The sequence below is a fragment of the Rhizobium sp. BK379 genome, from assembly GCF_014193955.1.
In the GTDB taxonomy this organism is placed as follows: Bacteria; Pseudomonadota; Alphaproteobacteria; order Rhizobiales; family Rhizobiaceae; genus Rhizobium.
Genome location: NZ_JACIAD010000012.1, coordinates 43,404 through 56,485, shown reverse-complemented (window position 1 = coordinate 56,485; position 13,082 = coordinate 43,404). Strand labels below are relative to the sequence as shown.

Sequence of the window (13,082 nt, the reverse complement as noted above, 5' to 3'; positions counted from 1 at the left end):
AATGCCGCAAAGATCGACGATCTCGGCCGGCTGTTCGGATCCGACCTCTACGAGGCCGAGGTCCGCTACCTCATCGACAATGAATGGGCCGTCACTGCCCACGATGTGCTCTGGCGGAGAACCAAGAAGGGGCTTTATCTCTCCGCCGAGGAAGCAGCAGCACTCGGGGAATACATGGTCGCAGCGCCGATGCGCATGGCGGGATGATGTTCCGATATAGGGCGGATTTCACGCCCATATGCAGTATTCGTAAAGTCTGTTGCGAGCCAGACACCGGCCGGAGCCTAAATATTCGATGAAAATCTTGCTCGAGCGAAGCAAAAGCGCTTCCAGTTGCTCACTATTCACTCTAACATCAGGTAATCGGCCGGTACGCTCCAGGCGTTCCGGCTTTTGAAGGTGAGAACCGTGATGGACGGGTCAACCGGGGAAGTGAAGGCGAACAGATTATGTCTGCTCGGCAGGCCGCGATTGCTGGCCGCCGGGACCGAGCTTCCTTTGCCCGAAAAGTCCTATTTCCTGCTGGCAATGTTAGCGCTGTCGTCGGAACCGCTGGTCGATCGCGAAACCATCCGGTGCCAGCTCTGGCAATCCGAACTTCCCGAAAAACGGGCCGGCAGCCTCCGCCAACTTCTGTCGCGCATCGAGCAGAGCATTCCCGAGGGGCTGCCACCGCTGCTCACTGCAACGCGCACCCATCTCGGCCTTGCGCCCGGCTGGGAGATCGACCTCAATATCCTCAAGCAGAAGGATATGCTGGAACCGGGTCAAAGCGGTATCCTGCTTGGCGAACTGCTTGAAAGCGTCAAGTCTCCGACACAGGGTGCCGAGGACTGGTTGACCTTCGAGCGACAGCGCATCGACGAAGCACGCTCGGCCCATCTTGCCCGCCTGCTGGAAAATGAGGGCGAGCGCGCGGACGAGGAGCAGATCGCTTTTGCGAAGCGCCTGATCGAACTCGATCCCGCAAACGAGATCGCGTGCCGGGCACTGATGCGTGCCCATGCCCGTATGAACGACCTGCCGGCGGCACGTCAGGCCTATCTGAGATGCCGCAGCCAGCTCAAGGACGATTTCGATATCGAGCCGGACGAAGCCACCACGGTCCTTGCGCGCGAACTTGGGATCCTGTCGGCAGCACAGCCGGCGGCAGCGGAACGTCCGCGTCCGGTGTCGGAATTGCTGATCGACCCCACAGGCCAGCCGCGCATCGTCATCCTGCCGCCCGAAAGCATCCTCACCGACCCGCTGATGGAACGTGTCGGCCGGGCGCTGCTCGAAGATGTGACGATCGGGCTCAGCCAGCAGCGCGGCTTCAAGGTGATTGCGGCTCACACGAGTCTCGAAATGCTGAGCCGGGCGCTCGATCCGACGCGCCCGACCGTCGGCCCCCTCGACCTTTCCTTCGACTATGCCGTTTATGTGACGATCCAAAGCCGAGACGAAGATGTCTACGCGACCTGCCGGCTGACGCGCACAGCGACCTCCGAAGTGCTCTGGGCGGTCGAAATTCCTTTTGCGATGCAGAAGATCAGCGAGGCCTTCAGCCAGCTGACCCGGCGCATTGTCATGACGCTTGCCGATACGATCGAGCGCTACGAACTGGCGATGCCGCTTGGCGACGTACCGGCGTCCGCCTATCGCCTCTATCTCGAAGGCAAGCGGCTGATTTCTCAGACCGACCTGCAGCACCTGCGCCAGGCGCGCAAATGGTTCAAGTCGTCGCTCAGCCGTTACGAACATTTCTCGCCAGCTCATGCCGGCATGTCACGCGCACTCGGCATGGAATGGCTGATCCGCGGGATGCGCGACCGGGACCTGCTGGACGAAGCCTACAGCGCAGCAAGGATGGCGCGGCAAACCGACCCGAACAGTGGCCGGGCCTTCCGTGAGCTCGGCTTCGTGGCGCTCTACCGTCGCCGTTTTGAAGAAAGCCTCGATTCCTTCCAGCAGGCCCAGGATCTCAATCCCAACGATGCCGATATCCTGGCCGATTTCGCCGATGCGCTTTCCCATGACGGCGATTTCGATCGGGCTCTCGAGCTCAGCCGCGCCGCCTTCAAGCTCAACCCGCTGCCGCCGGACTACTATTACTGGAACCTCGGCGGCATCCACTTCATGCGCGAAGAATACGAAAAAGCGATCGATGCGCTGGAGCCGGTGAAGGCAAAACAGGCAACGGCCCGCCTGCTTGCAGCGGCCCATGCCATGGCCGGCGATGCCACAAAAGCCAAGAACTACGCCCGCGTCGTTTTGGAAAACTTCCCTGATTTTCGCAGCGAAGAGATCCGTCATTTTGTCCCCGATCGCGATCCGGCCTTCACGGATCCGTTGATAAAAGGCCTGCAACTCGCCGGTCTTCCCTGATACAACGCCTTTTAATGAAGCCTGTAACGCTTAAATGACGCAGGCAATGTTCTTTTCGAATGGTTAACGGCGGCAAGCCGCCCAATCATTTGGAGAGAGATCATGAAGACCGTTGAAACCAACGCTGCAGCCCAGGCCCCCGCACTCCGTTTCTCCGCAGCTGCCAAGGCAGCCGTGAAGCAGGACGAACTGACCGTTTCGGCAAATGGCCTTGAAAGCCTGACGCATGCGCTGAGGTTCCGCTAAGGAATTGAACAGCATGTCTGCTTTGGCCGACCTCGAAACGCTTGCCGCTGATCTCAACAGAGCATCGGCAGGCGTCAACAGCTATCACGACCGGTCGATGACACCGGCGCAGACCTTTGCGGCGATCAAGCCGCATCTGCGCGAATTCGGCATCACTCGCGTCGGACTGCTGACAGGCCTTGACGTGCTGAATATTCCCGTTGCCTTCGCCACGAGGCCGAACAGCCATACGCTGTCGGTTTTCCAAGGCAAGGGTATCGACAAGGAAGCGGCGATGACCTCGGCGGCTATGGAGGCGATCGAGACCCGCATCGCCGAAATCGCCCCAGCCGACCTGACGCTTGCCAGCGTCGAGACCATGAGGGCCGAGCGGGCCACGATCATCGACCTTGACAGTGTCGCGCGTTGCGCGCCTGAAGAGATCGGCAATGGCCAGATCCCCTGGTGCTCCGGCCTCGATCTTCTATCGGGTAGCACTGCTTTTGTGCCCTGGTGGCTGGTAGGCCTCGACCATCGTGGCGAGCGTCCGCCGGGCTTTGAACAGTCGAGCGATGGGCTCGCCTCTGGCAATACGCCGGCGGAAGCCGTGCTGCATGGTCTATGCGAACTCGTCGAGCGTGATGCCTGGGCGCTGACCCAGCTCAAGTCGCCCGAACAGCTGAAACAGAACCGCGTCGATCCGCTTGCCTTCGGCGATGCCGTGATCGACGTAATGGTCGATCGTATCCGTCAGGCTGGCATGCGCCTCTTGCTGATCGACATGACCACCGATATCGGCGTTCCCGCCTTTCTCGCCGTCATCATTCCCGGCAACCTGTCCGATCGTGTCGATGCCCGGTGGGCACAGGTCTGCGGCGGTTGCGGCTGCCATCCCGATCCGGTGCGCGCTGCCCTTCGCGCCATTACCGAGGCGGCACAGAGCCGGCTGACGGCCATTGCCGGCAGCCGTGACGATTTCTCGCCGAAGATCTACCAGCGGATCGACCGCAGCGCCGGCATGCGCCAGGTCGTCGATCTCTGCAATGATGATGCCGCTCTGAAACCCTTCCCGATACGCCCGCAACGTCCGGCGACGATCCAGGATACGATCCGCCACATTGCCGGCCGGCTAAGGGCCGCCGGCATTACCCAGATCATCGCCGTGCCGTTGCCGCATCCGACCCTTCCGGTTTCGGTGGTGCGCGTCATTGTGCCGGGCCTTGAGGTCGATATCAGCGGCCAATATATCCAGCTTGGCCTGCGCGCCGTCAACGTCATCAGGGAGGCCGCGGCATGAAGGTCCTCTTTGTCGGCCCAAGCCTTGCAAGCGAGATTGCGGATGCCCGAAAGCAGCATCCTGATGTCGATTTCCGCGCGCCGGCGGCCTGCGGCGACATTCTGAAAGCGGTCCATGAAGGGGCGACGGCGATCGGTCTGATCGACGGCTATTTTGGCGATCTGCCATCCGTGTGGCACAAGGAAATCCTCTTTGCGCTGGAAAATGGCGTTGCCGTTGCTGGCGGATCCAGCATGGGGGCGTTGCGCGCTGCCGAGTGCTCCGCCTTCGGCATGATCGGCATCGGTTCAATCTTCGAAGACTATGAATCCGGCGCGCTCCTCGACGACGAGGCGGTCGCGCTCGTCCATGCGCCACAGGAGCTCGGCTGGCTGCCGCTTTCCGTTCCCTGGGTCGATTTCGAGCCGACGATTGAAGGCCTGCATGCGAAGGGAGAGATTACCGTCAGTGAGCGCAAGAAGCTGCTCCTTGCCGGGCGTTTTCTGCATTTCTCCGAACGCACCTATGCCAAGGTGGTCGAAGAGTCCCACTTTGCCCGCAAACCGCGGCGCGAACAGATCCTGGCCGTGATTCGCGCCAATCGCGTCGAGCGCAAGCGGACCGATGCAAGGCTCGTGCTGGAATGGCTGCAAAACGGAGAGTTTGCGTCAACGAAACGTGACTGGAGCTTTGCTGCGACCTCGCATTTCGAGCTATTGCAAGCCGAAGTCACGCAGCAGATGCCGCCTGTAACGCTCGAATAACGGTTCCAAGCCCAAGGTATCTCGCGTGGGGATATGAATGTTGTCGAGGGCGGAAACGATGTTTGAAAAAAGGGACCAAGGTGCAGGCAGAGAATACGCAAGACTCTTCCGGCTGCTGTCGGCAGCCAAGGAGGAAGCTGAAAAACTTCAGCTGCGCAATCTCATGCACCTGACAAACATGGCGCTGCTGCAAGTCGTCATCGATTGGGACGGCATCGATCCGGATAGGGAACTCGATGCGAACCTCGAAAAACTCCTCGGCAGCAAAGCCAAGATCGCAATGAAGGACGCTGGCGAGAATCTGATCGTGATCGATCGCCATTAGCCCTGATGAAGGGTGCGACAGAGCGCTAAAAAATCAGTCCGACGTGCTATTCTGCAGCGTCGAAGTCCGTTTGCTCGGTCGTGGCAATCGCCTGGACGAGCTTGAGGATTTTCTTGCGAAGCTGCTCGTTCTTGATCGAGAAAAAGGCAGCGTTCAGCTGGACGCCTTCACGCGAAATGACGAATTCTTCGCTCGGAGCGGGATTATCGTTCGCGTTGGCGGCAGGCGCCGTCAGGTCGTCGAAAAAGGTCCTGACATCGACGCTGAGTGCGCCGGCGATCTCGACGAGCATGCTGGCAGAAACGCGGTTGGAGCCCTTTTCGTATTTCTGGATCTGCTGGAAGGTCACACCAACACGATCGCCCAGTTCCGTCTGAGAAACCTTTCTCAGCAGTCGCTGTATGCGGATCGTCTTGCCGACGTGAACGTCCACGGAATGCGGTTCTTCTTTCATCTGATATTCCCTCCTGCGAAAACCGGACCGACAACTTACACGGCCCGCAACAACAACTTTTAGCCGAGTTAGTTCAACCTAGCAATTGTTTGGATGTAGTTTAGGTTGGGCCAAAACATCGCGCCATCCGAGAGCCACTACGGATTGCACGTCGCGACAGATCACTTCATACGAGAATCCGGCAGAATTGAACTCTGGAAGGGCGTGCCGTGGATGAAATTCAGAGCGTCCACAGCCGCTGCGCATTGCCGTGCAGGAGCCTCGAACGCTCCGTTTCCGCAGTGCCTGACAATACCGCCTGGGTGGCCGCAACCCAGGTGGAAAGGCCGTTTGCCAGCGTGCAGACCGGCCAGTCGCTGCCCCAGACCACACGATCCCAGCCGAAGCTTGATATGACGTGCTCGATATAGGGCCGCAGGTTTTCCGCCGTCCAGGTCGCCGGATCGGCATTTGTGACGATGCCGGAAATCTTGGCGACGACATTTGGCCGGCGGGCGATTTCGATTATACCCCGGCTCCAGGGCTCGAAGGCGTTCGACTTGATGTCCGGATTGCCGCAATGGTCGAGCACGAACTGGACGTCGGGCGCAGCATCGGTGAGCGCCGCCACCTTGCCGACCTGATGCGGCAGCGTGCAGAGGTCGAAAGTCAGCCCGGTGCCCGAGAGCCTTCTGACATTCTCGCGGAAGAGTGAAGCTTCCGAGACATCGTCTGGCACCACATGCAGCACACGCCGGAAGCCCTTGACGAAGGGATCGGCCTTCTGTCGCTCCAGATAGGCGGCAAAACCATCTTCTTCCGGCCGGCAGGAGACGATCGCGCCGGCCACGAGGTCGCCGAGGCGGCTGACATAGTCGGTTTCGGCCTGCATGATGACCGGATCGACATCCACCTCCATGTGCAGAACCTTGGTGATCCCGCAGCGCTTGGCCTCGGGCGCATAGGTCTCATAGAGAAAATCGCGGTCGAGAGCAGGCACGTTCGCGAGCCAGGGATAATGCAGCGCCGACCGGTCGATGACGTGCAGATGTGTATCGATGAACACGCTCTTCTCCTCCAGAGAGTGGTTGGCAGCAACGTATCCCTGGTGAATGGATTGTTCAAATAGAAATTCGGCTGGCCTTAAGCCTGCACGGCAATCGTTGCGCCGGCGAGCACCGAGAGTTCAGCGGCCGTCTTCTGCACCATGCCGATCGCCTGAGTGATGTCGGGTGCAGCCGGCGCGTTCACCAGCGCGATATAGGGGCAGGTCAGCGCTGCAATGCCGCGCCCGTCCGGCCCCAGGATCGGTGCAGAGAGATTATAGACACCGGCCGTCTGGGCACTTGCCATCATCTCATAGCCGCGCTCGCGGATCTGGTTCAGCCGCTCGTAAAACTCCGCGCCGAGATCGGCGTCTTTGCGGCTGCGCACATGTTCCGAAATCATCATCTCGCGTTCTTCGTCGCTGCGGAAGGCAAGCAGCACATGGCCGGACCCTGTGTCGAAGAGACTGATGTGGGAACCGACGCGGATCGACAGGCCCCAATAGTCCGGCGCCTCCTGCTGCGCGATGACGACGGCAGCACCCCGGTCGAAGACCGCAAGATGGTTCGCCTGGCGCGAGCGCTGGGCGAGATCGCGCATCAGCGGCGTCGCATAGGAGGCGAGCCGTCGCACCGGCGCATGCAGCTGCGCCAGGCCGAAGAGTTTCAGGGTGAGAGAATAGCGGTCACCATCGAGCCGCGTCACGTAACCACGCTTCACGAGACGGTCGAGCATGCGGTAGAATTCATTCGGGCTGCGCTCCAGCCGCTTGGCGATTTCCGCCTGCGTCAGGCCGCTGTCGACGCCGGCCAGAAGTTCGAGAATATCAAGACCCTTGTCGAGCGCCGGAGCGCGATAGCGATCTGACTCTTCGGTCTCCATTCTTCCCTCCTGTGAATATCATTCTGCATATACGCAGACGGGCGGACGGAAAAGAGAAAGTTCGCGCTTGACCACGAGGCAATCGTCTGTTTGTCTATAAACAGACAAATCAAGGGTGAGGATGTTGTTCGGGGTGGGTCTTACGCCGGACGATCGCAGTTCCCGGAAAGGCTCGCCAAGGCGAGACAAAAATAAGATAACGGGAGAGGGAGGAGGCCATGCAGCGCATGGATATCGTGATCGTCGGCGTGATGCGGCGTCGCCTGAGCGCGCGCGCAACCGGGCGCGGCCTTTCTCCCGACCAATCCTTTTGAGATCGACTTCAAGTATCACCGCCAGTGCGGGAAAATCCCCAGAGAGGCCATGACATGACAAGCAATCTTTCCGGCAAGACCGTTCTCATCACCGCAGCCGGTCAGGGCATCGGCCGCGCGACGGCGCTTGCCTTTGCCGCAACCGGCGCCAAGGTGCATGCGACCGACATCAATACCGACGCACTCGCGACCCTGGCGGCAGAGAACAATATCTCCACCCATAAGCTGAACGTGCTCGACGAGGATGCGGTCAAGACGCTGGTGGCAGGGATCGGCGCTGTCGACGTGCTCTTCAACTGCGCAGGCGTCGTCCATAACGGCTCGGTGCTGGAGATGCCGGATACCGATCTGGAATTTGCTTTCGATCTCAACGTCAAGGCGATGATCCGCACCATCCGTGCCGTGCTGCCGGGCATGCTGGAACGCAAGGACGGTTCCATCATCAACATGTCCTCGGTCGCCTCGAGCATCAAGGGCGTGCCGAACCGCTTCGCCTATGGCGTGACCAAGGCCGCCGTGATCGGGCTGACCAAATCGGTCGCCGCCGACTACGTGACGCAAGGCATCCGGTGCAACTGCATCTGCCCCGGCACGGTGGAAAGCCCCTCGCTGCAGGACCGCATGCGCGCTCAAGGCGACTACGACACTGCGCGCGCCGCCTTCATCGCCCGCCAGCCGATGGGCCGCCTCGGCACGCCGGAGGAAATCGCCGGTCTTGCCGTTTATCTCGCCGGTGCGACCTATACTTCCGGCCAGGCCTACGCCATCGACGGCGGCTGGACGATCTGAGCTTTCGCATGGCCAGCATCTTTCGAACGAAGGATGCTGGCCCCCAAAGGGAAGAATATCATGACCCGCATCACCGACCTCCGTGTTTTCGACCTTCGCTTTCCCACCTCGCAAAGCCTCGATGGTTCCGATGCGATGAACCCGGATCCGGATTATTCCGCTGCCTATGTGATCCTCGAAACCGACAAGCACGGCCTTGCCGGCCACGGCCTGACTTTCACCATCGGCCGCGGCAACGATATCTGCTGCGCGGCGATCGAGGCGATGCGGCATCTGGTCGTCGGCACCGAGCTTTCGGATGTGCTGGCCCATCCCGGCAAATATTGGCGGCATCTGACCAGCGACAGCCAGCTTCGATGGATCGGTCCTGAAAAGGGCGCGATCCATCTGGCAACCGGCGCAATCGTCAACGCCGTCTGGGATCTGCTTGCCAAGGAGGCCGGCAAACCGGTCTGGCGCCTCGTTGCCGAAATGCCGGCGGAGGAGATCGCCGATATCGTCGATTACCGGTACCTCACCGACGTGCTGACGCGCGACGAGGCCATCGCCATCCTCAGACAAGCCGAGCCCGGCAAGGCTGCGCGTATCGCGACGCTCGAGAAAGAAGGTTATGCCTGCTACACGACCTCGGCCGGCTGGCTCGGCTACGAGGACGAGAAGCTGCGCCGGCTCTGCCAGGAGGCGATCGATGCCGGCTTCAACCATATCAAGATGAAGGTCGGCCGCGATCTGGAGGACGATATCCGCCGCTTGAGGATTGCCCGCGAGGTGATCGGTCCGGACCGTTACCTGATGATCGACGCCAACCAGGTTTGGGAGGTCGGCCAGGCGATTGACTGGGTCAAGCAGCTTTCCTTCGCCAAGCCCTTCTTCATCGAAGAGCCGACAAGCCCCGACGATGTCGCCGGCCATCGCAAGATCCGCCAGGGCATTTCCCCGGTGAAGGTCGCGACCGGCGAGATGTGCCAGAACCGTATCATGTTCAAGCAGTTCATCGCCGAGGGTGCGATCGACATCGTGCAGATCGATTCCTGCCGCATGGGCGGGTTGAACGAGGTGCTGGCCGTGCTGCTGGTCGCCGCCAAATTCGGCCTGCCGGTCTGGCCGCACGCCGGCGGTGTCGGGCTCTGCGAATATGTGCAACACTTGTCCATGATCGATTATGTGGCGGTGTCAGGCACCAAGGATGGCCGCGTCATCGAATATGTCGACCATCTGCATGAACATTTTCTCGATCCCTGCATCATCAAGGATGCGGCCTATATGCCGCCGACCCGGCCCGGCTTCTCAATCGAGATGAAGCCGGCCTCGATTGCCGGCTACACATTCAGCGGCTAAGGCGGGCGGCATCACGTCTTCTCGGCTGTCCGCTGGGGATTGAGCATGCCGGTCATTGCGGAAACGTCCCGGATCCTTTATAAGATTGATCTACGAGGATGGGCTTGAAAGAGCCCATTTCGGATGCTTCCGCAGGGTATTTCGCGTGTTCCTAACGCGCTGTTTTTTCTCACATCTTTGATCGAAACGGAATCAAATACGCAGATTGATTCCGCCACACCCCTGTTCGATTTTGGCACGCCCAACCATCGACAAAGGTGTCAGACAGCCTTTCGATCAGATCCGCGTTCCCGACAGGCGTGATCTCGTCTTCGGGAGTTCGAAACACAGGCGCCCTTCGCCTTCGTCGACGCCACAGAGGATTGCGGCAATAAGGCCCTTGCCCTTTCGTCATCAGATCCTTTGCCGGCAAAGATTAGGAATCGGTAATAGCTGATTCTTCTCAATGGGATGCGCCAGGGACCGTCTGCCGGATCAAAACATCGGCTTTGCCGCATCGATCACAAAAATGATGTGAGGACGGCACAGCTTTGCAAGGCGAATCGGATTTCTGTTAACTGATGGAGATATCAGGGGAAATTGTAATCCTTCTGTCGTAAACTCGTGATCGTGACCGCCGCCGCTGAAGCCTTGTTCTGCCGGAGTACCTTGCCAGAATCGCTGCGATCGGTAATCGTCACGGATAAACAGCCGTTTCTGGTGTTTTTCCGTGATGAAAGATTAGAGCGTGAGCAAGCCACAAAGGACTTCTCGGACCCTTCAACGTAGCGTCGATGAGACGATCGGCGCCCATGCGTCGACGATCAGTTCGCAGTTGCAGGCGATCAGCGAAGCCCTGTTTCCGCCGACTGCGAGCAAGACACTGCGCCGCTTTACCTCCGGCGAGGCGGCCAAGCTGATCGGCGTTTCGGATTCGACCCTGCGGAAGATGACGCTTGCCGGCGAAGGCCCGCAGCCCGATGTCGGCAGCAATGGCAGGCGCCTCTATTCCTTGCGTCAGCTCAATGAACTGCGCGCCCTGCTTGCCGCCTCCGCCCGTGGACGTGAGGCGCATGACTTCCTGCCGCGCCGCAGGGAGAACGAACATCTTCAGGTCATCGCAGTCACCAACTTCAAGGGCGGATCGGGCAAGACCACGACCTCGGTCCATCTTGCGCAATATCTAGCGCTGCAAGGCTACCGCGTGCTCGCCCTCGACCTCGACCCGCAGGCCAGCATGTCGGCCATGCTCGGCGTCATGCCGGAGACGGATGTCCGTTCCAACGAGACACTCTATGCGGCAATCCGCTACGACGAGGAGCGGCGTCCCCTCTCTGAGGTGGTGCGCAATACCTATTTCGATGGCCTGGATCTGATCCCGGGCAATCTCGAACTCATGGAGTTCGAGCATACGACGCCACGCGCGCTGATGCGCGGCTCCCGGGATGGCGAAGGCGTCTTCTTCATGCGCGTCGCCAAGGCGCTCGACGATGTTGGCGAGAACTATGATGTCGTGGTCCTCGACTGCCCGCCGCAGCTCGGATACCTGACGCTGAGCGGCCTTTGCGCCGCAACCTCGATGATCGTCACCGTACATCCGCAGATGCTGGACGTGGCTTCCATGAGCCAGTTCCTGCTGATGACGCATGACCTTCTCTCCGTCGTGCGCGAAGCCGGCGGCGAGCTCAATTATGATTTCATTCGTTATCTGCTCACCCGCTACGAACCACAGGATGCGCCGCAGACGAAGGTCGCGGCTCTTCTGCGCAATCTGTTCGACGATCACGTGATGATCAATGCGATGGTGAAATCGGCAGCCGTCTCCGACGCCGGTCTTACCAAGCAGACTCTCTATGAGATCGGCCGCGAGAACCTGACACGCTCGACCTATGACCGCGCGATGGAAGCCCTCGATGCCGTCAACGGAGAAGTCGAGACGCTGATCCGGCAGGCATGGGGGCGCACATGACGTTTCCCGCGATCGATATCAACTCCTCAGGCTTCACTGGCAATCACGACCTGTTGGGAGCTCCCAACAATGGCTGCCCCACTGTGAGCATCTCGCAAAATTTCCTCCATCTGTCGGTAGCCGATGAGCACGTTGGGAGCTCCCAACTGCGTCTTTCCGGCCTGCCCGGATTTGACTGGAAAGGAGAGAATTGATGAGCCGGCGCGATACCGTCAATTCGATCTTCATGCGCAAGGCCGAGACACCGGCGCCTTCGGCCGGCATCGAGAAGAACCCGGACCGAGTGCGCACCGGTGCCGTCTCGGCCATGGGTGCATCGCTTCAGGAAATGACGGAGGCGGCGCGTGCCGCCGGCCGTCTCCAGGCACAGATTTCGTCGGGATTTTCCGTTCTTGAAATCGATCCCTCGGATATTTCCAATTCCTCGATCAGCGATCGTATCCCGGTCGAGCGCGATGCCGACTTCGATGCGTTGGTGACAAGCATTTCCGAACATGGTCAGAAAGTGCCGATCCTGGTCCGTCCTGACCCTGAAACGGAAGGACGCTACCAGATTGCCTACGGCCGTCGCCGACTGCGGGCTGCTGCTAAGCTCGGCCTTAAGGTCAAGGCGATCGTTCAAAGCTTGAGCGATACCGAACTGGTCATTGCTCAGGGTAAGGAAAATCTCGATCGCCAGGATCTCTCCTTCATCGAGAAGGCGCTGTTCGCCCATCGTCTGGAAGAGGCTGGCTACCCCCGAGATGTCATCATGGCGGCGCTTTCGACCGACAAGGCCGATCTCAGCCGTTATATCTCGGTCGCCCGCGGCGTACCGCAGACCGTGATCCTGGCAATCGGGCCGGCACCAAAGGCAGGTCGTGCCCGATGGCTCGCTCTCGTCGAGGCCGTCTCTTCGTCACCGAAGAAGGTCGAGTCGATCATCGAGGACGACGCCTTTGCCGATCTCGACAGCGATCAGCGTCTGCAACGTGTGTTGTCGAAAACGGCAGCGCGCGATCAGAAGAAGGCGGCGGGCGATATCTGGAAAACGCGGCAAGGACAGAGGGCAGCGCAAATCGAGCGCTCTAGCAACAAGACGCGCATCACGTTCGATGAGCGCATGGTGCCTGAATTCGCCGATTATCTCACAACCCGGCTGGATGAGCTCTTCGAAGAGTTCGGCGCCGTCAGGTCACAACGATAACTGTTGGCAGGCTAAGCCGCTGACAAGGATTTGACTGTTAGGAAAAGGAGCCAATAGGCAAAGAAAAAGGCCCCCGAACAAAACATCCGGAAGCCCTCTTCTCTCGTTTAGCACCTAGAGAATCGCACTTCCCGGAATCGCTGTCAAGGTTTTTGAACGCCGTTTTGGCGGGCGCTGATGATTTGCCT

At 59.8% G+C, this 13,082-nt stretch carries 13 protein-coding genes; 10 read left to right on the top strand and 3 right to left on the bottom strand.

The window, feature by feature from the left end:
- The 6 genes from FHT93_RS34585 to FHT93_RS34560 form a co-directional block, all read left to right on the top strand.
- A partial coding sequence (locus FHT93_RS34585; protein WP_281413621.1) for a glycerol-3-phosphate dehydrogenase C-terminal domain-containing protein occupies positions 1 to 207 on the top strand: 207 nt, incomplete at its 5' end.
- Between the two features lie 204 nt (positions 208 to 411).
- Positions 412 to 2,367 (top strand): BTAD domain-containing putative transcriptional regulator, encoded by a 1,956-nt coding sequence (locus FHT93_RS34580; RefSeq protein WP_112972268.1) that lies wholly within the window; start codon positions 412 to 414, stop codon positions 2,365 to 2,367.
- A gap of 102 nt (positions 2,368 to 2,469) precedes the next feature.
- Positions 2,470 to 2,613 (top strand): hypothetical protein, encoded by a 144-nt coding sequence (locus FHT93_RS34575; protein ID WP_183851368.1) that lies wholly within the window; start codon positions 2,470 to 2,472, stop codon positions 2,611 to 2,613.
- Positions 2,614 to 2,626: 13 nt separating this feature from the next.
- Complete coding sequence (locus FHT93_RS34570) at positions 2,627 to 3,889, top strand: YcaO-like family protein (protein ID WP_183851367.1); 1,263 nt, start codon at positions 2,627 to 2,629, stop codon at positions 3,887 to 3,889.
- Positions 3,886 to 4,632 (top strand): TfuA-like protein, encoded by a 747-nt coding sequence (locus FHT93_RS34565; RefSeq protein ID WP_183851366.1) that lies wholly within the window; start codon positions 3,886 to 3,888, stop codon positions 4,630 to 4,632. Before FHT93_RS34570 ends, FHT93_RS34565 begins: the two co-directional genes overlap by 4 nt.
- Before the next feature lie 58 nt (positions 4,633 to 4,690).
- On the top strand, positions 4,691 to 4,957 hold the full coding sequence (locus tag FHT93_RS34560; RefSeq protein WP_112547503.1) for a hypothetical protein: 267 nt from the start codon (positions 4,691 to 4,693) through the stop codon (positions 4,955 to 4,957).
- 46 nt (positions 4,958 to 5,003) lie between these two features.
- On the opposite strand, the gene FHT93_RS34555 is transcribed toward FHT93_RS34560, so the two are convergent.
- The 3 genes from FHT93_RS34555 to FHT93_RS34545 form a co-directional block, all read right to left on the bottom strand.
- A complete protein-coding gene (locus tag FHT93_RS34555) occupies positions 5,004 to 5,411 on the bottom strand; it encodes a helix-turn-helix transcriptional regulator (RefSeq protein WP_112547502.1) in 408 nt (135 codons plus the stop codon).
- 220 nt (positions 5,412 to 5,631) lie between these two features.
- On the bottom strand, positions 5,632 to 6,456 hold the full coding sequence (locus tag FHT93_RS34550) for an amidohydrolase (protein ID WP_183851365.1): 825 nt from the start codon (positions 6,454 to 6,456) through the stop codon (positions 5,632 to 5,634).
- 77 nt (positions 6,457 to 6,533) lie between these two features.
- Positions 6,534 to 7,319, bottom strand: a complete 786-nt coding sequence (locus tag FHT93_RS34545; protein WP_183851364.1) for an IclR family transcriptional regulator — start codon at positions 7,317 to 7,319, stop codon at positions 6,534 to 6,536.
- A gap of 368 nt (positions 7,320 to 7,687) precedes the next feature.
- Here FHT93_RS34545 and FHT93_RS34540 point away from each other — a divergent pair, with 368 nt between their 5' ends.
- The 4 genes from FHT93_RS34540 to repB all read left to right on the top strand — a co-directional run bounded on the left by FHT93_RS34540 (position 7,688) and on the right by repB (position 12,894).
- A complete protein-coding gene (locus tag FHT93_RS34540) occupies positions 7,688 to 8,422 on the top strand; it encodes an SDR family oxidoreductase (RefSeq protein ID WP_113016262.1) in 735 nt (244 codons plus the stop codon).
- A gap of 60 nt (positions 8,423 to 8,482) precedes the next feature.
- Positions 8,483 to 9,760, top strand: a complete 1,278-nt coding sequence (locus tag FHT93_RS34535; RefSeq protein ID WP_112547498.1) for an L-fuconate dehydratase — start codon at positions 8,483 to 8,485, stop codon at positions 9,758 to 9,760.
- A gap of 727 nt (positions 9,761 to 10,487) precedes the next feature.
- Complete coding sequence (repA, locus tag FHT93_RS34530) at positions 10,488 to 11,708, top strand: plasmid partitioning protein RepA (RefSeq protein ID WP_112547497.1); 1,221 nt, start codon at positions 10,488 to 10,490, stop codon at positions 11,706 to 11,708.
- A 193-nt stretch (positions 11,709 to 11,901) separates the two neighbouring features.
- Positions 11,902 to 12,894, top strand: a complete 993-nt coding sequence (repB, locus tag FHT93_RS34525) for a plasmid partitioning protein RepB (RefSeq protein WP_183851363.1) — start codon at positions 11,902 to 11,904, stop codon at positions 12,892 to 12,894.
- The last annotated feature ends 188 nt before the right edge of the window (positions 12,895 to 13,082 follow it).

Excerpts from the sequence above, each read along its gene's own strand:
- FHT93_RS34580 (WP_112972268.1), top strand. The coding sequence starts at position 412 with ATGGACGGGTCAACCGGGGAAGTGAAGGCGAACAGATTATGTCTGCTC.
- FHT93_RS34575 (WP_183851368.1), top strand. The coding sequence starts at position 2,470 with ATGAAGACCGTTGAAACCAACGCTGCAGCCCAGGCCCCCGCACTCCGT.
- FHT93_RS34570 (WP_183851367.1), top strand. The coding sequence starts at position 2,627 with ATGTCTGCTTTGGCCGACCTCGAAACGCTTGCCGCTGATCTCAACAGA.
- FHT93_RS34565 (WP_183851366.1), top strand. The coding sequence starts at position 3,886 with ATGAAGGTCCTCTTTGTCGGCCCAAGCCTTGCAAGCGAGATTGCGGAT.
- FHT93_RS34560 (WP_112547503.1), top strand. The coding sequence starts at position 4,691 with ATGTTTGAAAAAAGGGACCAAGGTGCAGGCAGAGAATACGCAAGACTC.
- FHT93_RS34555 (WP_112547502.1), bottom strand. The coding sequence starts at position 5,411 with ATGAAAGAAGAACCGCATTCCGTGGACGTTCACGTCGGCAAGACGATC.
- FHT93_RS34545 (WP_183851364.1), bottom strand. The coding sequence starts at position 7,319 with ATGGAGACCGAAGAGTCAGATCGCTATCGCGCTCCGGCGCTCGACAAG.
- FHT93_RS34540 (WP_113016262.1), top strand. The coding sequence starts at position 7,688 with ATGACAAGCAATCTTTCCGGCAAGACCGTTCTCATCACCGCAGCCGGT.
- FHT93_RS34535 (WP_112547498.1), top strand. The coding sequence starts at position 8,483 with ATGACCCGCATCACCGACCTCCGTGTTTTCGACCTTCGCTTTCCCACC.
- repB (WP_183851363.1), top strand. The coding sequence starts at position 11,902 with ATGAGCCGGCGCGATACCGTCAATTCGATCTTCATGCGCAAGGCCGAG.